Here is a 25,949-nt window from a genome sequence, read left to right as displayed (position 1 = left end):
AATCCGCGAATGGGTCGTCGCGCGCTCCTGGGGAGCGTTACTGTGATCATGATCGCATTTGCCGGAAATGTATCTCTTGTACGATTCGGAATCGTCATGATCGTGCTGGTGCGGGATGCGGTGACAAATTCCGCTGATCGGCATCGGCTTCCTCGTTCAGGAGCACTTCTCAGATGATTACCCCGGGTTTCGACGGCCAGATGAGCGCCCAGGCCGACTTCAGCGCGGACGCGGACTTCGACGCCGAAGCCATCGCTCGTGCCAACGCCGCGGCGAAGGCCGAAGCCGACCAGGACGTGCACGCCAGGTTCAGCGGCGCAGCCGAGAGCGACTTCGAATCCGACGTCACCTCCGCGGCCGATTTCGAGGCCGCCGGCTCCAGCGGCTCGGAGTTCGACATGACCGAGACTGCGGCCGCGGGTGCCGGCGTGGAAGGGGATGTCGACACCAGCGCTGCGGCGAGCGTGGATTCCACCGGTTCGTTCGACACCGCGTTCGGCGAGACCGCGTTCGCCGGAAGCGGCGACGTGGTCGCTGAGGGCGGTGCTTCGGCGGAGACCGATTTCTTCGTCTAGGAGCGCGGGGTCTGGTTCCCGCCGCAACCGGCCTCGGTGCGGTAACGCTCGAAGCGCGCGCCGCCCCGCCGCTTCCCGGTGATCCGGGTTGCGGCGGGGCGGTTGCTCGTCGTCGGATCGGCAGCGCCGTGTCCGGTGCCGCGCGTTTTGCCGGGTTTCCCGAACTTCGTTGCCCCGATCGAATCATCGCGAATTGGTCCGCACGCCAGCGCAAATCGCTGGGTCGGCGGATTCGGGGAAATCGCCGAGATGCCCGCCCGTCGTGTTACTGGCGGGTATTCGCCAAGGCGCCCGAATCCTCGGGTTCCGGTCGTTCACTGGTGACGCATTCGAACTCCGCTCGGAACGGAGCAAAACATGCGTCACGCAAGGTATTTCGCCGGCTTCCTGACCACGTTCACCGCCGTGGCCGCCTTCGCGGCCGCGCCGGCCTCGGCCGAGCCCACCGCGGACGGCGCTGCCGAGAACTACGTCGCGCTGGGCGATTCCTACGCCTCCGGTGTGGGCACCCGGGAGTACTTCGACGACAGCGGCGACTGCTTGCGCAGTCCCAAGGCATATCCCCAGTTGTGGGCCGATTCCCACGAGACCTCGAGCTTCGAGTTCGCCGCCTGCTCCGGCGCCGTCACCGACGACGTCAACGCGAACCAGCTCGACGCGTTGAGCGCGGCCACCAGCCTGGTCACCATTTCGATCGGTGGCAACGACATCGGTTTCGTCGACATCATGACGCGCTGCGTGACCGGGGACGAGGCCGCGTGCGACGCCGCGGTCACCGAGGCCACCGAGAAGGCGCACGAGGAACTGCCCGGAAAGCTCGACACCACCTACGCCAACATCCGCGACGCCGCGCCCAACGCCGAAGTGGTCGTGCTCGGCTACCCGCGCATCAACGAAATGGGAGCCTGCGGAATCCCGTTCTACACCGAGGCGAAGCGGCAGCGCATCAACGAAGGAGCCGACGAACTGGCAGCGGTCATCGCGGACCGCGCCGCCGCGGCCGGTTTCACCTTCGCCGACGCCCGCGACGCCTTCGAGGGACATGGCGTGTGCGCTGCGGACGAGTGGATCAACGGCCCCAGCAACCCGCTCCAGGAGTCCTTCCACCCGGACGCCGACGGCCACGCCCAGGCCTACCTCCCGGTGCTGGAGTCGGTGACCGGCTGACCTGCCGCGTGCCGACGGGCCGGGTCGGTTCGTCGGCGTCGCCGACCGCCAGCTGGCACGGCGGTGCCCCGATCCCTGCTTCGGGTTCGGGGCACCGCCGCGCAAACCCCGAACTGAAACATCGCCTGATGCGCTCGGTCTGGAGCGCGCACGGCCGGAGGTCGCGTGCTGCTCATGGCCGGCCGGCGCGCAGGTCTACCCGCTGCGGTACGTACCGATGGTCCACAGGTTGCACTCCGGGTCCCGCACCGTGCAGACGTAGGACTCGGTGCCTGAGCCGAATGTCGCGCGGTGGGGCGCTTCCGCGATCTCGGCACCGGCTTCCCGAGCCCGATCGTGGATGAGATCCACCTCGTCGGTCGCCAAGTAGATGGCGCTGTTGCCTGCCCGCATTCGTCCGTGGACGCCGTCGGTGTGCTTGGTGCCCCCGATGACGAGCGCGCCGCCGCCGGGCCACGCCAACTCGGCATGCACGATGTCGCCCTCGGCGTCCGATGCGGCGACCTCCTGGCGGAAGCCGAGGACCTCGGTCAGGAATTGCACCGCTGATCGCGTGTCGTCGTAGTGCAAGATCGGCAGGAGTCCGGTGCGCGAGTTATCGGCCATGTGCTCAGCCTAAGGAGCCGTTTCAGTTTGGGGGTTGCGTGGCGGTGCCGGGAGCGGAACCTCGGACACCGCCGGGCTGCGGGACCCGCTCCTTGAGCAGCGGCCTGCGCGGCGCCGCGCAGGCCTCGCCCGACGGCGTCTGAGAACCCGCCGCGTTGCCGGCTGAGTCCCCACACCGCATGCGGCTCCGCCGCATTTCTGAAAGGACCACTGAGGAGAGAGGAAGGCGAAGCGCGCGGCAAGCCCGAGCGCGGCGTCTGCACCGGGCGCTTCGATGTCACCGACCCCAATACTAGAACACCGGTTCGAATGCGGGCCTCGACGCGCCCGATCACGCCGTGGCGACCGCTACTGCCCGCCACGCCCCGCATCGCACGCTGGTGTGCCGCCCGGTGGCCGTCCTCTCCGTGGGGTCCGACCATTGGGGGAGCCGGAGCGGCAGGGGGTGGTGGGGAGATGGTCTTCCCCTCGACGATGGGGCTCGCACCTGAGCGGGCCGAGGAGGTCGTGCGGCTGGCCGGGATGGCGCCGTCGCTGCACAACCGCCAGCCGTGGCGGTTCCGGCTGCTGCCGCATCTGATCGAGCTGCACTTCGACCCGGGCAGCCGACTGCCGGTGGCCGATCCGGAGGACCGGGAGTTGCGGCTCGGCTGCGGAGCTGCGCTGCTGAACCTGCGGATCGCGCTCGATCACGCCGGGGTGCGGCCGATCGTGACATTGCTGCCGCGGCTGCACGGGCAGACCGCGCTGGCCGAGGTGCGTGCGGGCCGCAGCGACGCGCCGGATCCAGATGCGGTCCGGCTGTGCCGGGCCATTCCCAAGCGGCGCAGCAATCGACGGCCCTTCCTGTCCACCCCGGTGCCGGAGCAGGACCAGCACGCGCTGGCCCGCGCGGTGCACGAGGAGGGCTCCCACCTGCACGTGATTCGCCGCGATCAGCTCAGCGCCCTGGAGGAGCTGGTGCACCGGGCGCACCGCGCGCAACTGGGCGACCCGGAGTTCCGCTCCGAGCTGGATCGCTGGACCGGGCGACCCGAAGGCGAGTCGGAAGGTGTGCCCGCCGCAGCCGCCGGACCGGAGCCCGAGCCGCACGATCAGTGGGTGCTGCGGGACTTCGCCGCGGGGCAGGCCCGTCCGCGGGTGCCGGGCAAGGACTTCGAGAGCGAACCGCTGATGGTGGTCGTGTGCTCCTACCACGCGGGACGGCTCTCCGAACTGCAGGCGGGACAGGCGCTGCAACGGATGCTGCTGACCGCGACCTCGCTGGGGTTCGTGTCTTCGCAGATCTCGCAGGTGGTGGAGGTCGACGAGACGAGGGAGGAGCTGCGGCGGCTGCTCGGTGGCCGGCTGCACCCGCAGGCCCTGCTGCGCATCGGGCACGGCACCCCGGCGTCCCCGTCGCCGCGGCTCGATCCCGCGGAGCTGGTACTCGACGACGAGGCGATCGCGGACTCGGGTCCCTGATCGGGACGCGAGTGCGCGCTGGTGCGAAAGCTGAACCGGGAAGGCGATCCCCGGTACGGTGTCCAGGTCGTCGATCCGGACCGCTTCGGCGGCTACCGGTCCTTCGGCAGTCGCTCGGCGGGGAGACTTCAGGTGGTGTTCGATGTCCGGTGCGCTTCCCGAGGAGATCCACTTCCGGGATCTCGCGAAGCAGTGGGTGGATGCCGTCGCCCGGCACTTCGCTTGGCGCGGCGGGGACTCGTTCCACGAGTGCTGGGTCGGTGATGATCTCGCCATCTACGTCCGCTACGTCCATAGCGGACGGATGGTCGCCACCCGCTTCGACGACCTGCTCACCGATTACCTCTCGGGCTTCCCGATCTCCCTCGCGGGCGACGACGGCGCGGCGACGTCATCGATGCAGGCCAGCAACCTCTACGACGGAGGAATCGCCGGCGCTCCGCCGGAAGAGTGCTCGTACGTTGACGGCCTCGGTTACCGCTGGTGGGGTGACCGGCCGCCGTCGGGCTGGCAGCGCGCCATCGAATCCGCAGAACGACTGACGGAAACAGTTCGAAGAAGGATGTGAGCATCCGTTAGCGGGATCGCCGGGCATCCGTGCGCCCACTCCTAACCTCGCCCGATCTGACGTTGCGCGAGACCATCGTGGAAGCACGGCGCAGTTTCCCCGCGCGGCGAGCATCGCAGCGTCACCCACGGGTTCGCCGGTGCGCTGCGAGCGCATGCTCAGCGCGGTGGCCGACTGCGCCCGCTGAACGGCGCAGCGGTGCCCAGATCGATTGGCCAGGACGCGCGCGGGTGGCCACCGTGGGAGGAGGTGCTGCCCCGGTGTGGAACCGGTGCGCCGCGCACCGGACCGGTGCAGCCCACGGGGGGAAGCCATGAGAATGCTCATGAAAGTCTCGATCGACACGGAGAAGGGCAACCAGGGGTTCCGCGACGGCACGTTGCCGAAGATCATGCAGTGGGCCCGGGATCAGCTGAAACCGGAGGCGGCTTTCTTCAGCCCGACGGACGGGAAGCGCACCGCGTACTTCGTGTTCGACATGCAGGACACTTCCCACATTCCGTCGATCGTGGAACCGTTCTTCGAAGTACTCGGAGCCCGTATCGAGATCACACCGGCGATGGATTTCAACGATTTGCAGGCCGGGGTCCCACGAGCCGGGGAGACCATGAAGAACTTCCAGTAACGGCAGCGTCGGAGGCGTGCGGCATTTCGGCGGAACGCGCAGGCCCGTCTACCGGTGTTGGAGGCGGTGACGCCGGCTGATCCCCGACGCGAGAGGTGGGGCCGCTCGCGCGGAGCGGCCCCACCTTCGGCTCACAGCGTCGGGACCAGACCGCCGTCGCAGCGGAGCATGGTGCCGGTGATGTAGCCGGCGTGGGCGCTGCACAGGAACGCCGCCGAGGCGCCGAATTCCGCGGGCTGCCCGTAACGGCCCGCGGGGATGGCCGCCTCGCCCCGCGCGCGGGCCTCGTCGAAGGAGATCCCCTCGCGCTCGGAGGTCGCGGTGTCCAGTGCGGTGAGCCGGTCGGTGGCGATGCGGCCCGGCAGCAGCAGGTTCGCGGTCACGCCCTCGTCGGCGATCTCGGTGGCCAGGCTCTTCAGGTAGGCGGCCAGCGCGCTGCGGCCGATGTTGGACAGCGCCAGCCCGGTGATCGGGGCGGCCACGCCGCTCGAGGCGATCGACAGGATCCGCCCCCACCCGCGCTCGCGCATGCCCGGCAGCACGCCGCGCACCAGCTTCTGCTGCACCAGCAGCAGGTTCGACACCGCGTCGGCGCTGTCCTCCGGGGTCATCTCGGAGGCCGTTCCCGGGCGCGGTCCCGGACCGTTGAGCACCAGGATGTCGATCTCGCCCAGCGCTGCGGTCGCCTCCTGCAGCAGCCGCTCGGCGCCGCCCTCGGCGGTCAGATCCGCCTCGATGCCGACCGCGCCCGGCAGCTCCTCGGCGATGGCCTTCGCCCGGTCGCCGCGGCGACCGGAGATGGCCACGTTGACGCCGTCGGCCGCCAGAGCGCGGGCCGTGGCCTCGCCGAGGCCGCCGGTCGAGGCGCACACCAGCGCGTTGCGCCCGGAAATTCCCAGATCCAATTCAGTTCTCCACGTGTTCCACGGCAGCCAGGTGCCGATCCAGTTGTTCGTTCATGCTCGCGGGCATGGTCGGCGCGGGCGCCCGGACCGCTGACGCGGCGAGCAGGCCGCGCCTGCGCAGCGCCTCCTTGCGGATGGCCAGGCCGATGCGGGGCTGGGCCTCGAAGTTCACCAGCGGGAGGTACCGCAGGTAGGCCCGGTGCGCGGCCGGGTATCCGCCCGAGCGCCACGCGTCGACGCAGGCGACCAGCCCTTCCGGGAAGGAGAAACCGGTCATCGCCCCGGCCGAGCCCGCGGCCAGTTCGTCGAGCAGTCCGACGCCCCCGAGACCGCCGAAGACCGGAGCGCCGGTGCGTTCGGCGAGCGCGGCGATCGCCGGGGGAGTGGGTGGTGCCTCGGCCTTGATGGCCACCGCGGACTCGACCTCGCCGACCGCGTCGGCCAGCGCCTGCGCGCCGATCGACACGCCGGTGACCAGCGGGTAGTCCTGCACGACCAGCCCGGCGCCGGTGGCTCGGTGCACGGTGTTCAGCTGGTCGGCCAGCAGTCGCGGGTCCGAGGTGTTGACCTGCACCATCGCCCCCGCCAACAGGGAACCGACGACCTCGACGGCAGGCTCGATCTCCTCGATCACCGGCCCTGGGGACGTGGCGGAAGCGCCGACGACGATCGGCAGATCCACCGCGTCGACGACCACCTCGAGGACCGCGCGCTTCTCGGCGGCCGAGAGCCGCACGGCCTCTCCGAACACCCCGAGCACGGTCAGGCCGGTCACCCCGATCGAGCGGTAGTGCCGGACCAGACGCGCCAGGGATTCCTCGTCGACGTCCATCGTGGACGCGGTGAACGGGGTCGCTACCACGCCCCACACGCCCGGCTGCAGGGGGTTCGTCGGCATCGGCCACCTCTCACTCGGCGCGGGCGGAAACCGCCGCGCAGCGCCGCGAAATCCTATGCACGTCGAATGACCGCGGGTCAAGCGCGCGCGGGTCGCCCGAGCCACCAGGTGAGCAGCGGGCCGCTGATGCCCAGGATCAGCACGTACCCGGTCGCGAGCGGTCCGAGCGGGTCGCCTCGCGTGGCCACCAGGCCGACGATGACCACGGAGAACTCACCGTGCACGATCAGCACGCTGCCCGCCCGCCATCGTCCCCGCCTGCCCGCGCCGCTGCGGGCGGCCGCGTACCAGCCGGTCGCGAGCTTGGTGATCGCCGAGGCCACGGCCAGCGCCAGCGCCACCGGGAGCAGCGGCACCAGCGCGGCCGGATTGACGGCGAAGCCGATGGCCAGGAAGAAGGCCGCGGCGAACAGATCGCGCAGCGGAGCGACCAACGTCCGGACGCGGTCGGCCAGCGGACTCGTCAGAGCAAGCCCGACCAGGAACGCGCCGACCGCCGCCGAGGCACCCGCCAGTTCGGCCAGCGCCGCCACCACCAGGGTGAGCCCGACGATGCGCAGCAGCAGCTGCTCGGTGTCGTGATCGTCGACCAGGCGGCCCACCCGGTGCCCCCATCGCCGCGACGTGATCAGCGCCAGCGCGAGCACCCCGACCGCCACCGACACCGCCGCGGCACCCTGCAGGAGGGTGCCGCCGCCTGCCAGCACGGCCAGGATCGGCAGGTAGACGGCCATCGCGAAGTCCTCGAGCAGGAGGATCGACAGAACCGCGGGAGTCTCCCGGTTGCCGAGCCGGTGCAGGTCGCCGAGCAGCCGGGACACGATCGTCGACGAGGAAACCCAGGTCACGCCGGCCAGCGCCACGATCCCGGTGGCCCCGAGCCCGAGCAACCAGCCCGCCACCGCCCCGGGGACGGCGTTGAGCAGGTCCACCAGGCCGGAGGGCACGTGCTTGCGCAGGGTGACGGTGAGCTCCTCGACGGAGAACTCCAGGCCGAGGGTGAGCAGCAACAGCACCACGCCGATGGACGCGCCGATCTCCACGAACTCGCCCGCCGCGGGCAGCGGTGCGATCCCGCCTTCGCCCAGGGCAAGTCCGCACAACAGGTACAGCGGGATCGGCGACACGCCGAACCGCCTGGTCAGCGAGCCGAACGCGCCGAGCGCGACCAGCACGACGCCCAGCTCCAGCAGCAGCGCTATGGAAGTGTGCACGGGATCAACCCGCCAGGATCCGTTCCACCCCGGTGATGCTCTCCCGCGTGCCGATGGCCACCAGGATGTCCCCGGCGCGCAGGATCTGGTCCGGCCCGGGGGAGGCGATGACCTCCTCGCCGCGCACCACCGCGACGATCGACGTGCCGGTGCGGGTGCGCGCGCGGGTCTCGCCGAGCACGCGACCGGCGAACGGTGAGTGGGCGGTGACCTCCACCTGCCCGGAGCTCAGGCCCGGTACTTCGCGGGTCAGGTCGGCGAACCGCTCGGCGATGCGCGGGGCGCCGAGGATCTCGGTGATCGCGTCGGACTCCTCGGCGGTGAGCCGGAAGAGCAGATGCACCTCGTCCGGGTCGGCTGCGGGATAGGAGACGAACTCGAAATCGCCGCCGCGGTGCGCGACCACTCCGATGTGCTGCCCGTCGGACGTGGTGAACTCGTACCTGAGTCCCACCCCGGGCAGCAGCACTTCGCTGACGTCCATGCGGCCCATCATCGGGCCGCGGCCGGTTGCTCGCCGACCGGCGCGAACATCTCCCCACAGTCGGCCAGATCCGTTATCGTGGGCCGCAACGCATCGCGGGTCCTACTCCCGGGGTGATCGATTTCCAACTCGGCGGTGGCCGGATCGCTCCGGTGATGCACCGCGCAGCAAGCCGAGCCGGTTCAGGCGCCACTCGACGAACCGTGCCCGGCTCCCGGGTGGCCAAAAGGGAGGGACGGCGCGTGGCCGTCTCGGCCGCCCGAGTGGAGAAGCCCGCTGGCCCAGCCAGCGGGTTTTTTCGTTTCCGCCCGAATTCGGCCCTCGGTTGATCATGATCGGTCGCTAGGCAATACCATTGCCGCGCAGGTGTTGCCGCGCGGTCTGGGAGGCTGGGGAAGGTAGTGCGCGGAGTCGACTACTACGAGCTGCTCGGGCTGCGGCGGGACGCCAGCGCGGCGGAGGTGAAGTCCGCTTATCGCACGCTGGCGCGCACCATGCACCCGGACGTGGGTGGCAGCGACAGCGATTTCCGGCTGTTGCAGGAGGCCTACGACACGCTTGCCGACCCGGTGCGGCGCGCCGCCTACGACCGCAAGCGCGCGAGCAAGACCCGGCGCGCCGCCCGGCCGGCGGGTCCGCGGCGCCGCCCGGGGCGGGACTTCGGCGAGGACCCGGACTACGTGCCCAAGCCGCCGCGGCTGCGGCTCGACGACATCCCGTGGTGGGATCTCGTCGACCCGGAGGCGCGGGTGCGCTACCTGCCGGTGATCGGTCCGAAGCGCGGTCCGACGCTCGCGCTGGTCGGTGCCTGGTCGCTGCTGCTGGTGGCGGGCCTGGCCGCGCACCTCAACACGGCCCTGATGGCCACCTGGGTCGGGTTGTTGATCGGTTCCGGCGCCGGGGTGGTGATCTTACTGCGCAGGCACCTCAACGCGCACCGCGCGCGCCGGTTGTTCACCGCCGAGTTCGGCGATCAGCGCATCTTCGGCATGCCCGACCTCAAGCACGAACGTGCCCAGGTGCTCACGGCGGACCTGTGCGCGAAGTACCTGATGCGACTGCCCGGCGTCCGGGTGTTCCACGGGTTGACCCGGCCGGACGAGGAGCTCATCGACGTCGATCACGCGGTCCTGTGCGGCAGGCGGTTGGTGCTGGTGGAGTCCAAGAGCTGGCTTCCCGGCCACTACACCGTCGACGAGGCGGGTGAGCTGTGGCGCAACGGTCATCCGTTCCGCGGCGGTGAGAGCGTTCTCGGCGACTGCGTGGCGACCTTCGAGGAACTGCTGCCCGAGGTGGAGGTGTGCGGTGCGGTGCTGATCTACCCGAGCCGTGCCGGTGAGGTCACCACCATCGACCAGCCGGAGCACCAGGTGGTGCCGATGACGCCCGAGCAGTTCGTCCGCGACGTCGGCCGCTGGCTCGCGGAGGACGCGACGACCGTGGACCGCGAGGTGTTCACGGCGGTGCTGGACCAGCTGGTGGAATGAACTTCGCCGAACGGCGATGAGTTTCGCGCTGCCCCGGAGTCGAATCCGGTAACGACCTCTTCTCCAGAAGGGCAGAGCAATGGTCACCACTACGCAACCAGCTGTGCCGCGCGCGCTGAACATCGGTCTGTGGGTGCTGCAGGCGTTGCTCGCGGCGTTCTTCGTCTTCGCCGCGGTACCCAAGCTGCTCGGTGATCCGGCGGCGGTGCAGATGTTCGACCTGGTCGGCTTCGGCCAGTGGTTCCGCTACTTCACCGGATCGGTGGAACTGCTGGGTGCGGTCGGGCTGCTCATCCCGCGGCTGTGCAGTCTGGCGGCTGCAGGACTGGCCTGCGTGATGATCGGCGCGACGATCACCCAGATCTTCGCCTTCGGCACACCGGGCATGGCGATCATGCCGATCCTGCTGCTCGCCGCGTTCGTGGCCATCGCCTGGGCCCGGCGCGGAAACCCGCACAACACCCGCTGAGAACTCACCCACCAGGGAGTCATCATGCCCATCAAGACCTTCATCAACCTTCCGGTCCGCGACCTGGACCGCTCGGTGGCCTTCTTCACCGCGCTGGGGTTCTCGTTCGACGAGAACTTCACCGACGAGAACGCCACCTGCATGCTCATCAGCGAGGACTCCTACGCGATGCTGCTGACCGAGCCGTTCTTCGGCGGCTTCACCGACAAGGAGGTCGCCGACGCGACCAAGACGACCGAGGTGATCACGGCGCTGAGCCTCGATTCCCGCGAGCAGGTGGACGAACTCGTCGAGAAGGCCCGTGGCGCAGGCGCGTCGAACATCGCCACGCCCATGGACGAGCAGGGGATGTACGGACGCAGCTTCGCCGACCCGGACGGGCACCAGTGGGAGATCTTCCACATGCAGATGAGCTGATGACCTGCCGCGCACGCACCCGAGCGAGTGCTCGGGTGCGTGCGGGTGCGCGCACCGGGAGAGACGATGGTCGGCGTCCACATGCTCGTAGGGATGAGGAGCGCCGACGTGACCAATCCGCATCAGAACACCGAGTTCGGCAGCAACGGCCGCACCGCCTACGGATACCTCGCGGTTCCGGACCGGCCGGGGCCCGGAGTCGTGGTGATCCAGGAGTGGTGGGGGCTGACCGACCACGTCGCCGACGTCGCCAACCGGTTCGCCGAGGAGGGCTTCGTCGCGCTGGCGCCGGACCTCTTCGGCGGGCACACCACCCACGACCCGCAGGAAGCGGCGCGGATGATGCAGGAGCTGCCCGTCGACCAGGCGGCTCGCGACCTCGGTGGTGCCGTCGACCACCTGCTCGGCCACGAGATGGTCGCCGGTTCCTCGGTCGGCGTGGTCGGCTTCTGCATGGGCGGCAAGTTCGCCATCGTGCTCGCCGCCCAGGAGGGTGACCGAGTCGGGGCGATAGTGCCGTTCTACGGCATCCCGTCGCCGACCGAGACCGATTTCTCCCGGCTCACGGCTCCGATGCTCGGCCACTTCGGCGAGTACGACCGCGGTGTTTCCGTCGAGGCGGTCGGAGAGATGAGCGAGGCGATCCAGCAGCAGTCCGACGTCCGGCCGCAGATCCAGATCTACCCAGCCGGGCACGCGTTCTTCAACGACCGGAATCCGGCGTCTTACCACGAGGATTCGGCTCAGCTCGCCTGGCCGCGCACGATCGACTTCCTCCGCCGCCACCTGGCGTCGTGATCATTGCTGCCCGGCGAAGCGAGCGGGCCGCAGCGGAGGCAGATCACCGGCCCCGACCAGCCGTTGCGGCCGGAAGCCGTGCAGCTGCTCGGCAGGCGACCCGGTGACCACCTCCTGCGCGGCGAGCCTGCCGAGCAGCGGTGCGAGCGTGATCCCGCTGTGCGTGCACAGCGCGTAGATCCGCGAGCCCTGGTCGAGGAACCCGGCAACGGTCAGCCCGTCGGCGGGCACCGAGCGCTGCCCGACCCGCAGCGATTCCAGCCTCGCGTCCGCGGCGCCCGCCAGCAGGTCGCCGAGCCTGCGGCACAGCTCGGCCGCGTGCTCACCGCCGACGCTCGGCGGATCGGCCGGATCGGCGTCCGCGTCGAGGTCCAGGCCCTGGACCACCAGGCGCCCGCCGCCTTCCGGGCGCACGTTGAGTACCGGGGTGGTCAGCACCAGGTTCAGGCGGGTCGGTACGGGCGCGGTGTAGCCGAGCAGGCCCACGGTGGCCGAACCGGGGGCCTCGGGATCGGCCACCGGCACCCGGTGACCGGTCGTGGTGCTGAGCGCCTCGGTCCACCTGCCCGCGGCCATGACCACGGCGTCGGCCTCGTGGATTCCGTCGGCGAGTTCCAAGCTCGCCTTGCCGCCCGACTCGCCGATCGCGGTGACCTCGGCGCGCCGCAGCCGGGCGCCGTTCGCGCGGGCCTCGCCCCACAGCCTGGCCATCAGCAGCGCCGGGTTGAGGTGGCCCTCGGTCGGGAAGAAGGCGATGTCGGTGTCCGGAACCCGCAGGTCCGGGGCCAGTTCCCGGGCCCGCCGCGGGCTGATCCACTCCACCGGGTAATCCCGCGCGCGCAGTTCGGCGACGGCGGCCGACAACCGTTCGATCCCCGTCCCGTCGGCCGCCCACTCCAGGTTGCCGGTTTGGGCCAGCCACGGCCGGTTCGGACCCGGGTCCTCGGCCAACGCGGCGTGCTCGGCCATCCCGGCCACGTTGAGGTCGTGGTAGGCGCGCGGGTTCTTGCTGTGCGAGTTGACCCAGGCGAACGAGGTCCCGGACGTGCCGGCCAGCGGCGCCTCGCGCTCGAAGACCGTCACCTCGGCACCGGCGAGCGTCAACGCGCGCGCGGCGCTCGCGCCGAGCACGCCGAGCCCGACGACCGCTACCTTCATGCCTTCTCCTCCTCCGTTGCGCGGCGGACCCCGGTGGTCCGCTCGCTCGAGCCGAACGCGATGGCCAGGAGCACCACGGCCGAGGACCCGATGCCGTACACCGCGTACGGGACCGCGGTGTCCAGCGTCTGGGCGACCGCGCAACCCACGAGCCCGGCCAGCATGCCGCCGATCGCCGCGGCCGGGGTCAACCGGCGCCGAGTGTGCAGCAGGTATCCCAAGAAGATCGGCGCCGCCAGCACCGCCGCCGAGTAGGCGTAGGTGGCCACCAGCCAGGTCAGCGCCTTGGAGAACTGGATCGCCAGCACTGCTGCCAGCACCGAGACGCCGACGGTGATCAGCCGCGACAGCGCCACCGTGCGCCGCTCGTCGACGTCGCGTCCAGCGATGTTCTGGTACACGTCCCGGGTCAGGTTGGCCACCACCGATTGCAGCGCCGAGCCGGTGGTCGACACGATCGTCGACACCAGGAACGCGCCGAAGACGACCACCACCCAGCCGGGCAGCTGGGTGAGCAGCCAGCCGGTGGCGCCCTCCTCGTTGGCCAGACCGGGGTTCATCGCGCGCACCGCGAGCCCGATGCAACCGGCGTAGACCCCGCCGATGAGCATGGTCAGCCCGGACAGCGCCAGTCCGCGGCGGGCGTCGGAGACCCGCTTGGTGGCGAAGACCCGCTGGTAGTACAGCTGGTTGGTCAACGTCCCGGGGACGATCGCGGCCACCCACAGCCAGATCTGCTCCCAGCCGGCCGCGGTCACGCCCTGCCAGCCCCACAATCGCTGCGGCACCGAAGCCGTGAGCTGACCCCATCCACCCGCCAGGTGGATCGCGTAACCGGCCACGCCCAGCGACATCACGATCATGAACAGGCCGAACACGAAGTCCGTCCAGGCCACCGAGGTCAGCCCGCCGGGCAGCACGAAGAACAGCGAAGCCACCATGATCAGCAGGATCAGGACGGTCGGCGACGCTCCCGTCAGCCTGCTGAACAGCTGGGCGAACGCGACGAACTGGGTGGCCAGCCAGCCGAACGGCACGACGAGCGCTGCCATCGCCGCGATGGCGGTGACCAGCTTGTTCTCCCCGAACAGGCGCGTGACGATCTCTGGCAGGGTGGTGAATCGCTGTTCCCGCAGCCATCGGGCGATCAGCATGAGGACGAGGAAGCCGATCAGCACGCAGGCCTCGTAGGCGAACACCGACCAGCCGGAGGCATATCCGATCCCCACGTGCGCGATCAGCACACCACCCCCGGTGGCGGTGGCGAACTGGGTGACGATCACGACGATCAGCGGGAGCGACCCGCCCGCCGAGAGCCAGTCCTTCGAGCTCTTGGCCTTGCGTCCGAAGTAGACGGACATGGCGATCCCGAAGCCGATCACCAGCAGGCTCGTGATCGCTAGACCGGCGATCTGTCCGGTGGAACCACTAGTCATCGATGCCCTCCCCGAATCTGCGCGGATCGAGGTGCGCGATGTCGTGCGCGGGGGTGCCGCCGAGCGCGAGGTCCGCGCCGACCTCGCCCAGCACGGGGGCGAGTTTGAAGCCGTGCCCGGAGAACCCGGTCATGACCGTGGCCCGGTCGTGTCCGGGCAGGGCGCCGAGCAGCGCGTGCTCGTCGGGGGTGAAGCCCTCGGCGTAGGTGGTGATCCTGATCGGATGCGGCGTCACGCCCGGCAGCAGGCGTTGCGCCGCCAGCGATGCCGCGTGCGCGAACTCGGTGCTCGCGGTGCGCGGCAGGTCTTCCGGACGTGCCACGTCAGGTCGCGCCAGGTGGTGCGGGATGATCTTGATCGAGACGCCGTCCAGCGCGGGGAAGCAGGAGAAACCGGCCTCGGAGTGCCTGCGGATGGCGACCGGCAGCGAATCCGGTTCGTGCGCAGCGACGTCGCGAGCCGGGAACCAGCACGCGGTCAGCATCCGGGGCTGCACCGGCAGATTCCGCAACGGGTCCAGCTGCCGTGCCCACGGGCCTGGGGCAAAGATGACGTGATCGACGTCGAAGACTGCGCCGTTGCTGGAAATGCGCCAGCCGGAGGACGTTTCGCCGGCCGCGTCGACCGGGCTGCGGGGTAGGACGCGGGCTCCGGCGGTTTCGGCCGCCAGCAGTGCCGCTTGCACCGCGATCTCCGGCCGCAGCACGCCCGCGGCCGGGTCGAGGACCATGACCTCGCCGTCGTCGAGCCGGTGCTGCGGGAACCGCCGACTGGCCTCGGCCGTCTCGAGCACCTCGTGCTCCAGGCCGCGTTCCTCGGCGCAGCGGCGCACGGCCGCGACATCGGGATCGTCGGGTGAGCCGATGGTCAACCCGCCGCACAAGGTGAGCAGCCGGGTGGCCGCGGAGCGTTCCAGCTCGCGCCAGATCTCCTGGGAGCGCCGCAGCAGCGGTACGTAGGAGGAGCCCTCCTTGTAGGCGGTGCGAAAGATCCGGGACTCGCCGGCCGAGGCGCCGCGGTCGTGACCGGGGGAATGGGTGTCGAAGGCGACCACGTCGGCGCCGCGCAGGGCCAGCCGCCAGGCGGTCATCGCACCGATGATGCCGGTGCCGACCACCGCTATCCGGGAAGTGGGCATGAGCGCTCCTGTTCGCGATGCGGCACGTCGGATGCACGGGTGCCGCGAGATGTCAGGTGCGGGAGGAGATCAGGAGTCCGTTGTGGACGGAATGGTGTGCTCGACGAAGAACTCGACGAGGTCCGGGCGAACGATGTGCCACATGGCCTCGGCGAGACCGCCGTCGGCGAGCCAGGTCAGCCGGCGCAGCCGGATCACGGCACGGCCTTCGGCGAGGTCCAGTCTCCGGGCGGTGTCGGCGTCGAGCGTCACCGGGTCGATGTAGACGCGGGACTTGGCTGCCGGAACGTCGTTTCGTGCGAAGTAGTCGTGGACGGTCAACCGCTCGAGGTCCTCGTCGAGCAGTCGTGGTGCCAGGTTGAACGGGACGGCGGTCAGTTCGACGGCGATCGGATCGCCGGAGCTGTCGAACTTGAGCCTGCGCAGCTGGTTGACCGGCGTGTCGGGGTCGATGCCGGGCATGCCGACGTCGGCATCGACGGCTGGGATGACCGCGGCGGAATCCACCGCGTGCCGCCCGGGGATCTCCGGACCGTGCAGCGTGGGGTGCGCCAGTCGCAGGAGGTTCTCCTGCCGCGCACCCTCGGCGACGAAGGTGCCCCGCCGCCGGTGGCGTTCCACCAGTCCCGCTTGCGCCAGCTCGCTCAGCACGCGTTGCGCGGTCGCGCGACCGACCGAGTACTGCTCGCACAGCTGCGCCTCGGTGGGCAGCCGGGTTCCCGGTGGGAGCGCACCCGAGTGGATCCGCTCCTCCAGTTCGGAGCGAATCCTGAGGTACGCGGGTTTGGCCACGAGCGGGAATCTAGCCCCGCGCATTTGACCGGTCAATACTGGATTGTTTCGGTCGAATGAACGTTGACACCGCGCTGCCGGGTGGCGATGCTCGCCGTTGCATTGGCCGCGCGAACCGCTGGAGGCGCGATGCTGCCGCTGGAGGGTGTGACCGTGGTGTCGCTGGAGCAGGCGGTGGCGGCGCCGTTCGCGACGCGGCAGCTGGCCGACCTCGGGGCTCGGGTGATCAAGGTGGAACGGCCTGAAGGGGACTTCGCCCGGGCTTACGATTCGACGGTCAACGGTCTGTCCAGCCACTTCGTCTGGATCAACCGGAGCAAGGAATCGATCGTGCTGGATCTCAAGGATCCGCGCGATCGCCGTGCGATGGACAAGCTGCTGGCCGAGGCCGATGTGTTCGTGCAGAACCTCGCGCCCGGCGCGGCCGCGCGGCTGGGGCTCGGTGCCGAGGAGCTGCGCCGTCGCGACCCGCGGTTGATCGTGTGCGACCTGTCCGGCTACGGCACCTCAGGTCCCTACCGCGACAAGCGGGCCTACGACCTGCTGGTGCAGTGCGAGGCGGGGCTGGTCTCGATCACCGGTTCCGCGGACGAGCCGGCCAAGACCGGGGTCTCCACCGCGGACATCGCGGGCGGGATGTACGCGTTCAGCGGTGTGCTCACCGCGCTCTACGAGCGCGAGCGCACCGGGACGGGAACCGCCTTCGAGGTGTCGTTGTTCGAGGCGCTGGGCGAGTGGATGGGCTTTCCGTACTACTTCACCTCCTACGGCGGCGCGGCCCCGCCGCGCTCCGGCGCCCGGCACGCGTCCATCGCGCCGTACGGCCCGTTCGAGGCCGGGGACGGCAAGCAGGTCTTCCTCGGCGTGCAGAACGAACGGGAATGGGAGAAGTTCTGCGCACAGGTCCTGGACCGCCCCTGGCTCGCCGTGGATCCGCGGTTCGCGGGCAACCCGGAGCGGGTCGCGCACCGAGCCGACCTGGAGGCCGTGATCGCGGCGGTCTTCGCCGAGCTGACCGCTGCGGACGTCGAGGATCGGCTGGATGCTGCGGGCATCGCCAACGCGCGGATGCGCACGATGCGCGAATTCGCCGCGCACCCCCAGCTGGCCGCTCGTGACCGGTGGCGCGAGGTCGATACCCCCGTCGGCGCGGTCGACTCGTTGCTGCCGCCGGTGACGGTTCCGGGACGCGAACCGCGGATGGACCCGATCCCGGAGATCGGACAGCACACCGAGGAGATCCTGGCCGAACTGGGCGAAGAGCGGCGCGGCTGACCTCGCGCGATGTATGTCTACAGAGGACATTATTCCGGTTGTGGCGCAGTGCACTCGAATTCCGGCTAACCATCGGGAGCTCCCGAACGACATGCAGAGTGCTTGATCGTTCAGGTGTTTTCTTTCTCAGGGAGGTCATTTAAGTGGCTGCCGACCGGCCGCAGCGTCGGGCGTGGTGGATCTGGAGCGTGGCGGTGGTCGCCTACCTCGCCGCGGTATTTCACAGGGGCAGCTTGGGGGTTGCCGGAACGCAGGCGCTGGACCGCTTCGACGTCGGTCCGGCTGCGCTGAGCGCGTTCACGGTACTGCAGGTCGGCATCTACGCCGGGATGCAGATTCCCACCGGTTTGCTGGTGGATCGCTTCGGCCCGCGCCGGGTGATCACCGCGGCGGTGTTGTTGCTGGGGGCTGGGCAGGTGCTGTTCGCGCTGTCCGGTTCGTATTCGATGGGGTTGTTCGCCCGGGGCGTGCTCGGCCTGGGCGATGCTTTGCTGTGGGTGAGCATCCTGCGGCTGGTGGCGACGCTGTTCTCCGCGCGCCGCTACGCGCTGGTGGCCACGATCTCCAGCGCGCTGGGAGCGATCGGTGGCGTCGCGGCCACCTTCCCGCTGGCCGCCGCGCTCGGGATGCTGGGCTGGACGTCGACGTTCCTGCTGGTCGGTGTGCTGACCATGGGCTACGCGACGATGACCTTCGCGGTGGTGCGGGACAACGCGCCGAAGGCCGCACCGGTCAAGAGCGGGGGAGCGGTGCTCGCGCAGGTCAAGGCGGCGTGGTCGATCCCGGGCACGCGGTTGGCCTTCTGGGCGCACTTCTGCACGATGTTCGTCTCCGGTGCGCTGACGTTGCTGTGGGGCTTCCCGTACCTCGTCGAGGGGCTGGGCGTGCCGGCCGCGTCGGCGAGCGTGCTGCTGAGCCTGCTGATCATCGGGCAGGTGGCCGGTGGACCGATGGTCGGCTGGCTGATCGGCAAGCGTCCGGAGGTCCGGATGTACCTGGTCGTGGGTTACCTGGCGCTGAACCTGCTGACCTGGGTGGTGCTGCTGGGCTGGCCGCAGGGGCATCCGCCGATGGTGGTGATCGCGGTCGGGTTCGTGATCTTCGCGCTTGGCGGTCCGGTGTCGTCGGTGGCCTTCGCCCTGGTGCGCGACTACAACCCGCTGCACCAGGTCGGCACCGCGACCGGTGTCGCGAACTCGGGCGGACATTCGGCCACGGCGCTGGGGGTGCTGCTGGTCGGGTTGATGCTGCAGGTCTTCGAGCCGATGCCCGGCGGTTCGGAATACCGGGTCGCGATGCTGGCGCTGGTGGGACTGCTGCTGTTCGGCGCGTTCCGCACGCTGGTGTGGTGGCGCCGCGCTCGTGCCGAGGTGTTCGCCGCGGAGGGGCGCGGCGAACAGGTCCCGGTCGTCCTGCACCGGCACCGCTGGGACCTCAGCGAGGTCCGCGAGCCCGTCGCGGCGTGACCCGGCGGCGGTTTCCGCAGGTTTGTGGCCTGCGGAAACCGCCGAACCGTCGCTGCTCGGTCGCGGATCCCGGAGCCCGGCGGCCGAGATTCCGCTACCTGCACCGTCACGCGCACCGCGAACTGCGGCCTCTCCGAACCCCGCGCCGCCCCGCGAACCGCGAGCGGAAGCATCTCTCCCGCAGCAGAGCCCGGGTGGCTACAGCACGGTGGAGAGCTGCCACGGCACGAACTCCTCCTCGCCGTAACCGAGCTCCTCGCTCTTGGTCTCCTCGCCGGAGGCCACGCGCAGGATGTGCTGGAAGATCCGCTCACCCATCTCGGCCACCGTCAGCTCGCCGTCGGCGATGCCCCCGCAGTTGATGTCCATGTCGTCGGTCATCCGCTCGTACAGCGGGGTGTTGGTGGCCAGTTTGATGCTCGGTGCCGGTTTGCACCCGAAAGCCGAACCGCGACCGGTGGTGAAGCACAGCAGCTGCGCGCCGCCTGCGATCATCCCGGTGGCGTTGACCGGGTCGTAGCCGGGCGTGTCCATGAACATCAGCCCGGGATCGGTGATCGGCTCGGCGTACTGCAGCACGTCGACGAGGTTGGTCGTACCGCCCTTGGCCGCCGCCCCGAGGGACTTCTCCAGGATCGTGGTCAGCCCGCCCTCCTTGTTGCCGGGGGACGGGTTGTTGTTGATCGAGCTGCCGTCGGCCTGCACGTGCTGCTCCCACCAGTGGATGCGATCCACCAGCTTCTCGCCGACCTCCCGCGACACCGCTCGCCGGGTGAGCAGGTGCTCGGCACCGTAGATCTCCGGGGTCTCGCCGAACACCGCGGTGCCGCCGTGGCGGATCAGCAGGTCGGCGGCCGCGCCCAGCGCCGGGTTGGCGGTGATGCCGGAATAGGCGTCCGAGCCGCCGCACTCCATGGCCAGCGACAGCTTGTTCGCGCCGACGGTCCGGCGCTGGTGGGCGTTGGCCATCGGCAGCATCTCCTCGATGCGCCGGACGCCTTCGGCCACCGTCTTCTTGGTGCCGCCGAACTCCTGGATGGTCATCGCGTGCACCGGCATGTCCTCGGGCAGCGCCAGGTCCGAGGTGAGCGCCTTGACCTGGTTGACCTCGCAGCCCAGGCCGAGCACCAGCAGCCCGGCGACGTTCGGGTGGCCCGCGTAGCCCTGCAGCGACCGGCGGAGGACCTCGAAGCCCTCGTTGCCCGCGCCGGAGTGCCCGCAGCCCAGCGTGTGGGTCAGCGGGCAGACGCCGTCGACGTTCGGGAAGTCGTCGAGGAGCCCGGAGGCCTCCACCCGCCGGGCGATCAGCTTCGCCGCGGTGGCCGAGCAGTTCACCGAGGTCAGCACCGCGAGGTAGTTGCGGGTGCCCACCCGGCCGTCCGGGCGCACGAAGCCCTGGAAGGTGGCGCGTTCGGCCTCCGGCACGTGTTCGGTGGGCGTGACGTCGGCGCCGAAGGCGTGCTCTCGCTGGAACTCGTGGTAGTCGACGTTGTGGGTGTGCACGTGCTCGCCCGCGGCGATCTCGCGCGCGGCGAAGCCGATGATCTGGCCGTACTTGCGCAGCGGCTCGCCCTCGGCGATGCGGGCGGTGGCCAGCTTGTGGCCGCGTGGCACCGGGGCGGTGACGGTCAGGCCGTCGTAGGTTCCCGGCTCGATGTCCTGCCGCGCGATGAGCACGGAATCGTCGGCGTGCAGGCGGAATCCCAACTGGTCCAAGGTCGGCGACGACAACCGGATCACCCTCGCTTCACATATATGAAAATCATTCTAGCTGGTGAACGCGAGCGTAGTGTTGCGAACAGAGGTTGTCACCGCGGTCTCCGCCGAGCTCCCCAATTCGGCAGCGCGGTCCGGGATCGGCCTTCAGCGGGCCGCGCCGTCGCGGGCGCGGAGCATCAGATCAGCGAGGCGGCCATCTCCCCGATCATCATCGAGGGCGCGTTGGTGTTGCCGCCGGTGATGCTCGGCATGATCGACGCGTCGGCCACCCACAGCCCGTCGACGCCGCGCACCCGCAGGTTCGGGTCGACCACGGCGCGCTCGTCGGAACCCATCCGGCAGGTGCCGACCGGGTGGTACACGGAGTGGATGCGCCGGGGCAGCTCGCGGCGCAGCGCGGTCTCGTCGGTGAACTCCGGCCCGGGGCTGAGCTCGCCCTTGACGTCGCCGGCGATGGCCTCGTTCGCCATGATCTCGCGGATGATCGAGATGGCCTCGACCAGGAAGTCGACGTCGGCCGGGTCGCTGAGGTAGCCGGGGTCGATCAGCGGGGAGGCGACCGGATCGGCCGAGGCCAGCCGGACCTGCCCGCGGCTCTCCGGGTAGATCAGCGTGGGGAACACCGTCAACGCCGGACGGGTGTCGGGGCGGTGCAGCTTGTCCTCGTCCTGGTTGGGCGTGGGGTAGCTCCACGGGATCGTGTGGATCTGCATGTCCGGCACGTCGCGGGCGCGCGAGGTGCGCACGAAACCGACCGCTTCGAACAGCGTCCGGCCGAGCCAGGAGCCGCCGCGCTTGCCGAAGGTCTCCTTGGCGATTCCACCGACCAGGTGCCCCGGCGTGGAGCGGTGCACGGCGCCGTCGGTCAGGAACGACATCGGCACGAACAGGTGGTCGTGGAAGTTCTCGCCCACCGGCAGGTCCTCGACCACGTCGATGCCCACGTCGCGCAGGTGTCCGGCCGGGCCGATGCCGGAGAGCATCAGGATCTGCGGCGAGCCGATGACTCCCGCCGAGACCACGACCCCGGTGCTCGCGCGCAGGACCTGCTTGCGCCCGGTCTTGGAGTCCAGCACCTCCACGCCGGTGGCCTTGCCGTTCTCGACGACCACCCGGCACACGTGGACGTTGGTGCGCACCCGCAGGGTGGGTAACTCGCGATTGGTCAGGTAGCCGCGCGAGGAGCTGTACCGGCGGCCCTGGTGCGCGCTCTGCTGGAAGGCCGAGACGCCTTCCTGCTCCGCGCCGTTGTAGTCGTCGATGTGCCGCACGCCGAGCGTGTCGGCCGTCGCGGTCATGAACTGCTGCGAGGCCGGCGTGAGGTCCTGCTGCCTGGTGACCTCGATCGGACCGCCCGCACCGCGCAGCTCGCTGGCGCCCCCCTCCCAGTTCTCCAGGCGCTTGAACGCGGGAAGCACGTCCTCGTAGCTCCAGCCCTCGCAGCCCTCGGCCGCCCAGGAGTCGTAGTTGGCCTTGTTCCCGCGCACGAACAGCATCCCGTTGACCGAGCTCGACCCGCCGAGCACCTTGCCGCGCGTCATCGGGATCTCGCGCTCGTCGGCGTGCTTCTGCGGCACCGAGTTCTGCTTCCAGGTCACCTGCTTCTTGAGCTGCGGGACCGTGTGCATCAGCGAGATCAACCCGGGAACGCCGACCAGCGGGGTGTCGTCCTTGCGGCCCGCTTCCAGCAGCAACACCTCGGCTCCGCGCTCGGCGAGCCTGCTGGCCAGCGCGGTTCCGGCGCTGCCCGCTCCAACGACGATGTAATCCGGATCGCTCACGAGGACTCCCTACGAGTGGTCGTCGTTGACTGCTCCGCGCCGCTCCTGCGTGCTGCCACCCGCGGCGGTCATACAGATCATGGTTATGTGTATGACCTCAAGTCAAGACTCGACCCGTCGGTCCGGATGCCGCTGGTGCCGCCTCCCGCGGGCGGAACACCACCGGAACACCACCGGAACGCGTCGGTGAACGCCTCGCCGAGGCATTCCAGTCGTTGCCGAGTCCCGGTGGCCGTTCCCGGCCCGAGAGTCGTCCGGTCAGCGCTCGGTGAGCGAGGCGGGCGCCTGCGCCAAACCCGCTAGCGCGGGCGGGAGTTCGTCGTCCCGGTGCAGCACGCCGAGTCGCTGGGTCGCGCGGGTGAGCGCGACGTAGAGCTCGGCCGCGCCGCGCGCACCGCGGGCGAGGATGCGTTGCGGGTCGACGACCAGCACCGCGTCGAACTCCAGTCCCTTCGTCTCCGACGGCGTGACCGCCCCGGGCGCCCCTGGCGGCCCGATCACGACGCTGGTGCCCTCGCGGGCGGCCTCGGTCCGGACGAACTCCGCCACGGCGGTGGGGAGTTCCGCCGCGTCGACCTGCCGGGACCACGGCCGGACACCGCACGCGCGCACCGATTCCGGCGCCGCGACATCAGGAGCGAACTCGGCTAGCACGCCCGCCGCGACGGACATGATCTCCGCCGGGGTGCGGTAGTTGACCGTCAACGACCGGTAGGCCCAACGGCCGGGCACGTACGGTTCCAGCACCGAACTCCACGAGGTCGTTCCAGCCGGCGAGCGGCGCTGGGCCAGGTCGCCGACCACCGTGAACGAGCGGCTCGGGCAGCGCCGCATCAGCACCCGCCAGTCCATTTCGGACAGCTCTTGGGCCTCGTCGACCACCACGTGCCGGTAGGTCCAATCGCGGTCCGCCGCAGCGCGTTCGGCGACATCGCGAGTGTCCTGCTCGACGTAGCGCTGCGCGAGGTCCTCGGCCTCCACCAGGTCCTGAGCGAGCAGGTGGTCCTCGTCGTCCATCAGATCCTGCCGATCCACCTGGAGTATCTCCAGCACGCCCGCGGCGTATTCGGCCTCGGCCCGGGTCTCCCGCTCGGTGCTCTCGGCGGTCGATCCGGACGTCCCCAGCATGTCGGCCAGCTCGTCGAGCAGCGGCACGTCCGAGACGGTCCACGCCGCTCCATCGCTGCGCAGCAGCGATTGCGGTGCACCGGCCGCGCGCAGCCGCTCGGGGGACTCGTAGAGCGGCGCCAGCAGGCTCTGCGGCGTCAGGATCGGCCAGAGCCGATCGAGAGCGTCGGCGAACTGCTGGCTCTCGGCGAGCTCGGCGAGCACCTCCTTGCGGATGCTCTCCCAGGTCGCGCGGTCCTCGCGGGACAGCCACCCCTTGCCGATCCGGGCGGTCGCCCGCTCGGTGAGCACGTACTCGATGATGTCGCGGAAGACCGGGCGTGCCTCGTTGTGCGGCAGCTCGCTGTCGCGCGCCTCCTGCCTGGCCCATTCCGCGGTCTCGGCGTCGATGCGCACGACGAGGTCTGCGAGCTCGATCAGCAGCGGTTCCTCCGGGAGCCGCTGGCGGCCGGCGATGGCCGCCGCCAGCACGTCGAGGATCGTTAGCGCGCCCTTGTGCCGGGCGGCCTCCGGGCCGTCCTCGGCCGTGACGTGCATGCCGGGGACCAGACCACCGGTGGTCGTGAACACCACGTCGGACTCGCCCAGCGACGGCAGCACCCGGCTGATGTGGTTCAGGAACGCGGGGTTTGGCCCGACCACCAGCACGCCGTGGCGTTCCATCCGCTCCCGCTGGGTGTAGAGCAGGTAGGCCACGCGGTGCAGCGCCACCACCGTCTTGCCGGTGCCCGGTCCGCCCTCGATGACGAGCACCCCGGGGTGCTCGAGCCGGATGATCTCGTCCTGCTCGGCCTGGATCGTCGCCACGATGTCGCGCATGCCGGCGCCGCGCGGCGCGTTGACCGCCGCGAGCAGCGCGGCGTCCCCGTTCTCGTCGCCCTGCGGGCGGCCGAGCACCTCGTCGGTGAACCCGCGCACCTGCCGGTCGCGGGTGTGGAACTGGCGGCGCCTGCGCATGTCCTCCGGATGCGCGGCGGTCGCGGTGTAGAACGGGCGCGCGGCCGGTGCCCGCCAGTCCAGCAGCAGCGGCTCGTACTCGTCGTTCTCGTCGAACAGGCCGATCCGGCCGATGTAGGAGGATTCGCCCGCCAGGTCGTCCATCCTGCCGAAGCACAGCCCGTTGTCCACCCCGTCCAACCGCTTGAGCTGCTTGGCCTGCGCGCGGACCTCGACATCGCGCTCCATCGGCCCGAGGTCGTTGCCGCGCAGCGCAGCGCTGTGGGCGGCGTGCACCCGCGCGCGTTCGGCGTCCAGCCGCGTGTAGAGCGCGGCGACGTAGTCGCGTTCCGCGCGCAATTCTTCAACGTATTCCTGATTCGACACAGGTAGCCCCTCATCACCTTGCGGGCCGAAATCCCCAGAACTGCATTCGGCCGAGCGATTGTGCAGCACACCCCCGGTATTGCCGCAAGGTTGGGACTCCCGTGTAAAATGAGCACGGGATGCGGGGAAGAGCCTTTTCAGGACATTTCCACTTCCGGTTTTGAACCTTCGAGCTGCGCTGGCGGTCCGTTACCCGGTCGCCGGATTCGACACCGCCGACATCGTGCAGTATCCGATCGGCCCCTTCGCGTCGTGGAAGGTGCAGTTCCCGGTGGCCACGCCGTCGGCGTTGAGGTGCCCGGTGGCCTCCATGCCGATCTCCTCGCTCAGCGGCAGCCTGCTCAGCGTGAGGGTGTAGTCGGCGTTGATGAACTCGAGCACGCCGCTGGGGGCGAAGTTGGCCAGCGGGCTGGCGAAATCGGCGGCGGTGGCCACGCGTTCGAACGGTGACATGGCCTCGCCCTCGACGAGATCGCGGGTGTCGAGCAGCCAGGCGCGCCGGGACTGCGCGGACCAGTCCACCGGGTTCCCCTCGGAATCGACCTTCCAGACGTCGAACGGTGCGACCCACTTCCCCGGCGATTCCGGAGCCGGGCCGAGCTCGGCCGGAGTGGGAGCCGACCAGGCGGGAGTGCTGGGCACCTCGTGCAGCGGCTGCGCGCCCTGGCGCAGCAGCACGGCGCTGGCGCGAGCGACCGCCTTGTCCCCGGAGTAGATGGTCGCGTCGGCCACCCGGATGCGGCGCCCGTCCCGCACGCGCTGGGTGCGCACGTGCACCGGTTCCAGCTTGGCGCTGCGGAACAGGTCGACGGTCAGCCTGCTGAAGTGCAGGTCGGGCGCACCGTGCTCGCGCTCCAGGGCTCGTGCGAGCAGGCCGCCGAACAGGCGCCCGTGCATCATGTCCGATGCCCACGGGCTGTCCGCGCGCGCTGACGGGACCAGCAGGTCCCCGTCCAGGTGGAAGAACGCCTCGTTGGTCGCGGCCACCGGTCCTCCTTGAACTCGCCGAACCCGGTCGGCACAGATTCCAGCAGGCGCTCGGCCGCGCGGCACGGC

24 protein-coding genes are annotated in these 25,949 nt (G+C 70.2%); 11 read left to right on the top strand and 13 right to left on the bottom strand.

Features of this window, described 5'->3' with window-relative positions; all coding sequences use genetic code 11:
• Positions 1-173: 173 nt before the first annotated feature.
• Positions 174-575 (top strand): hypothetical protein, encoded by a 402-nt coding sequence (locus ABD289_RS10845; RefSeq protein ID WP_344129593.1) that lies wholly within the window; start codon positions 174-176, stop codon positions 573-575.
• Positions 576-932: 357 nt separating this feature from the next.
• Positions 933-1,742, top strand: coding sequence for an SGNH/GDSL hydrolase family protein (locus ABD289_RS10840; RefSeq protein ID WP_344129590.1), 810 nt, complete (start codon positions 933-935; stop codon positions 1,740-1,742).
• A 195-nt stretch (positions 1,743-1,937) separates the two neighbouring features.
• On the opposite strand, the gene ABD289_RS10835 is transcribed toward ABD289_RS10840, so the two are convergent.
• Positions 1,938-2,348, bottom strand: a complete 411-nt coding sequence (locus tag ABD289_RS10835; RefSeq protein WP_344129587.1) for a VOC family protein — start codon at positions 2,346-2,348, stop codon at positions 1,938-1,940.
• 456 nt (positions 2,349-2,804) lie between these two features.
• Between ABD289_RS10835 and ABD289_RS10830 the strand changes: the two genes are divergently transcribed.
• From ABD289_RS10830 to ABD289_RS10820, 3 genes are all read left to right on the top strand, one after another.
• On the top strand, positions 2,805-3,812 hold the full coding sequence (locus ABD289_RS10830) for an Acg family FMN-binding oxidoreductase (RefSeq protein ID WP_344129585.1): 1,008 nt from the start codon (positions 2,805-2,807) through the stop codon (positions 3,810-3,812).
• A 142-nt stretch (positions 3,813-3,954) separates the two neighbouring features.
• Positions 3,955-4,380: a hypothetical protein gene (locus ABD289_RS10825; protein ID WP_344129582.1), complete on the top strand. Its 426-nt coding sequence runs from the start codon at positions 3,955-3,957 to the stop codon at positions 4,378-4,380.
• Between the two features lie 262 nt (positions 4,381-4,642).
• A complete protein-coding gene (locus ABD289_RS10820) occupies positions 4,643-5,005 on the top strand; it encodes a hypothetical protein (RefSeq protein WP_344129579.1) in 363 nt (120 codons plus the stop codon).
• Between the two features lie 131 nt (positions 5,006-5,136).
• Here the strand turns inward: ABD289_RS10820 and ABD289_RS10815 are convergent, their stop codons facing one another.
• From ABD289_RS10815 to ABD289_RS10800, 4 genes are all read right to left on the bottom strand, one after another.
• Entirely contained in the window at positions 5,137-5,910 is a 774-nt protein-coding gene (locus ABD289_RS10815) for an SDR family oxidoreductase (protein WP_344129576.1), read from the bottom strand.
• A gap of 1 nt (position 5,911) precedes the next feature.
• On the bottom strand, positions 5,912-6,808 hold the full coding sequence (locus ABD289_RS10810) for a dihydrodipicolinate synthase family protein (RefSeq protein ID WP_344129573.1): 897 nt from the start codon (positions 6,806-6,808) through the stop codon (positions 5,912-5,914).
• Between the two features lie 77 nt (positions 6,809-6,885).
• A complete protein-coding gene (locus ABD289_RS10805) occupies positions 6,886-8,022 on the bottom strand; it encodes a cation:proton antiporter (protein WP_344129570.1) in 1,137 nt (378 codons plus the stop codon).
• Between the two features lie 4 nt (positions 8,023-8,026).
• The gene (locus tag ABD289_RS10800; protein ID WP_344129567.1) at positions 8,027-8,506 is read right to left on the bottom strand and encodes a cation:proton antiporter regulatory subunit; all 480 of its coding nucleotides are present in this window, start codon (positions 8,504-8,506) and stop codon (positions 8,027-8,029) included.
• A 401-nt stretch (positions 8,507-8,907) separates the two neighbouring features.
• Here ABD289_RS10800 and ABD289_RS10795 point away from each other — a divergent pair, with 401 nt between their 5' ends.
• The 4 genes from ABD289_RS10795 to ABD289_RS10780 all read left to right on the top strand — a co-directional run bounded on the left by ABD289_RS10795 (position 8,908) and on the right by ABD289_RS10780 (position 11,677).
• Positions 8,908-9,993: a J domain-containing protein gene (locus tag ABD289_RS10795; RefSeq protein WP_344129564.1), complete on the top strand. Its 1,086-nt coding sequence runs from the start codon at positions 8,908-8,910 to the stop codon at positions 9,991-9,993.
• A gap of 103 nt (positions 9,994-10,096) precedes the next feature.
• Complete coding sequence (locus tag ABD289_RS10790) at positions 10,097-10,462, top strand: DoxX family protein (RefSeq protein ID WP_344129561.1); 366 nt, start codon at positions 10,097-10,099, stop codon at positions 10,460-10,462.
• Between the two features lie 24 nt (positions 10,463-10,486).
• Complete coding sequence (locus ABD289_RS10785; protein WP_344129558.1) at positions 10,487-10,879, top strand: VOC family protein; 393 nt, start codon at positions 10,487-10,489, stop codon at positions 10,877-10,879.
• A 108-nt stretch (positions 10,880-10,987) separates the two neighbouring features.
• On the top strand, positions 10,988-11,677 hold the full coding sequence (locus ABD289_RS10780; RefSeq protein ID WP_344129555.1) for a dienelactone hydrolase family protein: 690 nt from the start codon (positions 10,988-10,990) through the stop codon (positions 11,675-11,677).
• Here the strand turns inward: ABD289_RS10780 and ABD289_RS10775 are convergent, their stop codons facing one another.
• The 4 genes from ABD289_RS10775 to ABD289_RS10760 form a co-directional block, all read right to left on the bottom strand.
• Entirely contained in the window at positions 11,678-12,835 is a 1,158-nt protein-coding gene (locus ABD289_RS10775) for an NAD(P)/FAD-dependent oxidoreductase (RefSeq protein ID WP_344129552.1), read from the bottom strand.
• Positions 12,832-14,271, bottom strand: a complete 1,440-nt coding sequence (locus ABD289_RS10770) for a sodium:solute symporter family protein (RefSeq protein ID WP_344129549.1) — start codon at positions 14,269-14,271, stop codon at positions 12,832-12,834. Before ABD289_RS10770 ends, ABD289_RS10775 begins: the two co-directional genes overlap by 4 nt.
• Positions 14,264-15,409 carry an N-methyl-L-tryptophan oxidase gene (solA, locus tag ABD289_RS10765; RefSeq protein WP_344129546.1) on the bottom strand — a complete coding sequence of 382 codons (1,146 nt, stop codon included), beginning with the start codon at positions 15,407-15,409 and terminating at the stop codon, positions 14,264-14,266. Before solA ends, ABD289_RS10770 begins: the two co-directional genes overlap by 8 nt.
• Before the next feature lie 69 nt (positions 15,410-15,478).
• Complete coding sequence (locus tag ABD289_RS10760; protein ID WP_344129543.1) at positions 15,479-16,201, bottom strand: GntR family transcriptional regulator; 723 nt, start codon at positions 16,199-16,201, stop codon at positions 15,479-15,481.
• Positions 16,202-16,330: 129 nt separating this feature from the next.
• Between ABD289_RS10760 and ABD289_RS10755 the strand changes: the two genes are divergently transcribed.
• Together ABD289_RS10755 and ABD289_RS10750 are read left to right on the top strand one after the other, a co-directional pair.
• Complete coding sequence (locus ABD289_RS10755; protein WP_344129540.1) at positions 16,331-17,476, top strand: CaiB/BaiF CoA transferase family protein; 1,146 nt, start codon at positions 16,331-16,333, stop codon at positions 17,474-17,476.
• Positions 17,477-17,619: 143 nt separating this feature from the next.
• Positions 17,620-18,942, top strand: a complete 1,323-nt coding sequence (locus ABD289_RS10750; protein ID WP_344129537.1) for an MFS transporter — start codon at positions 17,620-17,622, stop codon at positions 18,940-18,942.
• Between the two features lie 198 nt (positions 18,943-19,140).
• Here the strand turns inward: ABD289_RS10750 and ABD289_RS10745 are convergent, their stop codons facing one another.
• From ABD289_RS10745 to ABD289_RS10730, 4 genes are all read right to left on the bottom strand, one after another.
• Entirely contained in the window at positions 19,141-20,673 is a 1,533-nt protein-coding gene (locus ABD289_RS10745; RefSeq protein ID WP_425564646.1) for a UxaA family hydrolase, read from the bottom strand.
• A gap of 164 nt (positions 20,674-20,837) precedes the next feature.
• Positions 20,838-22,442 carry a GMC family oxidoreductase gene (locus tag ABD289_RS10740; protein ID WP_344129531.1) on the bottom strand — a complete coding sequence of 535 codons (1,605 nt, stop codon included), beginning with the start codon at positions 22,440-22,442 and terminating at the stop codon, positions 20,838-20,840.
• Positions 22,443-22,700: 258 nt separating this feature from the next.
• Positions 22,701-24,893 (bottom strand): RNA polymerase recycling motor ATPase HelR, encoded by a 2,193-nt coding sequence (gene helR, locus ABD289_RS10735; protein ID WP_344129528.1) that lies wholly within the window; start codon positions 24,891-24,893, stop codon positions 22,701-22,703.
• Positions 24,894-25,082: 189 nt separating this feature from the next.
• Positions 25,083-25,880, bottom strand: coding sequence for a thioesterase family protein (locus tag ABD289_RS10730; RefSeq protein ID WP_344129525.1), 798 nt, complete (start codon positions 25,878-25,880; stop codon positions 25,083-25,085).
• Positions 25,881-25,949 lie beyond the last annotated feature (69 nt).

The organism is Saccharopolyspora halophila (genome assembly GCF_039531955.1).
In the GTDB taxonomy this organism is placed as follows: domain Bacteria; phylum Actinomycetota; class Actinomycetes; order Mycobacteriales; family Pseudonocardiaceae; genus Saccharopolyspora; species Saccharopolyspora halophila.
Note: the sequence above shows the minus strand (reverse complement) of the source record. Positions and strands in the feature narration are given on the sequence as shown.

Coding starts and splice junctions, on each gene's coding strand:
- solA (WP_344129546.1), bottom strand. CDS start 15,409: ATGCCCACTTCCCGGATAGCGGTGGTCGGCACCGGCATCATCGGTGCG.
- ABD289_RS10770 (WP_344129549.1), bottom strand. CDS start 14,271: ATGACTAGTGGTTCCACCGGACAGATCGCCGGTCTAGCGATCACGAGC.
- ABD289_RS10775 (WP_344129552.1), bottom strand. CDS start 12,835: ATGAAGGTAGCGGTCGTCGGGCTCGGCGTGCTCGGCGCGAGCGCCGCG.
- ABD289_RS10800 (WP_344129567.1), bottom strand. CDS start 8,506: ATGGACGTCAGCGAAGTGCTGCTGCCCGGGGTGGGACTCAGGTACGAG.
- ABD289_RS10825 (WP_344129582.1), top strand. CDS start 3,955: ATGTCCGGTGCGCTTCCCGAGGAGATCCACTTCCGGGATCTCGCGAAG.
- ABD289_RS10840 (WP_344129590.1), top strand. CDS start 933: ATGCGTCACGCAAGGTATTTCGCCGGCTTCCTGACCACGTTCACCGCC.
- ABD289_RS10830 (WP_344129585.1), top strand. CDS start 2,805: ATGGTCTTCCCCTCGACGATGGGGCTCGCACCTGAGCGGGCCGAGGAG.
- ABD289_RS10785 (WP_344129558.1), top strand. CDS start 10,487: ATGCCCATCAAGACCTTCATCAACCTTCCGGTCCGCGACCTGGACCGC.
- ABD289_RS10810 (WP_344129573.1), bottom strand. CDS start 6,808: ATGCCGACGAACCCCCTGCAGCCGGGCGTGTGGGGCGTGGTAGCGACC.
- ABD289_RS10755 (WP_344129540.1), top strand. CDS start 16,331: ATGCTGCCGCTGGAGGGTGTGACCGTGGTGTCGCTGGAGCAGGCGGTG.
- ABD289_RS10835 (WP_344129587.1), bottom strand. CDS start 2,348: ATGGCCGATAACTCGCGCACCGGACTCCTGCCGATCTTGCACTACGAC.
- ABD289_RS10845 (WP_344129593.1), top strand. CDS start 174: ATGATTACCCCGGGTTTCGACGGCCAGATGAGCGCCCAGGCCGACTTC.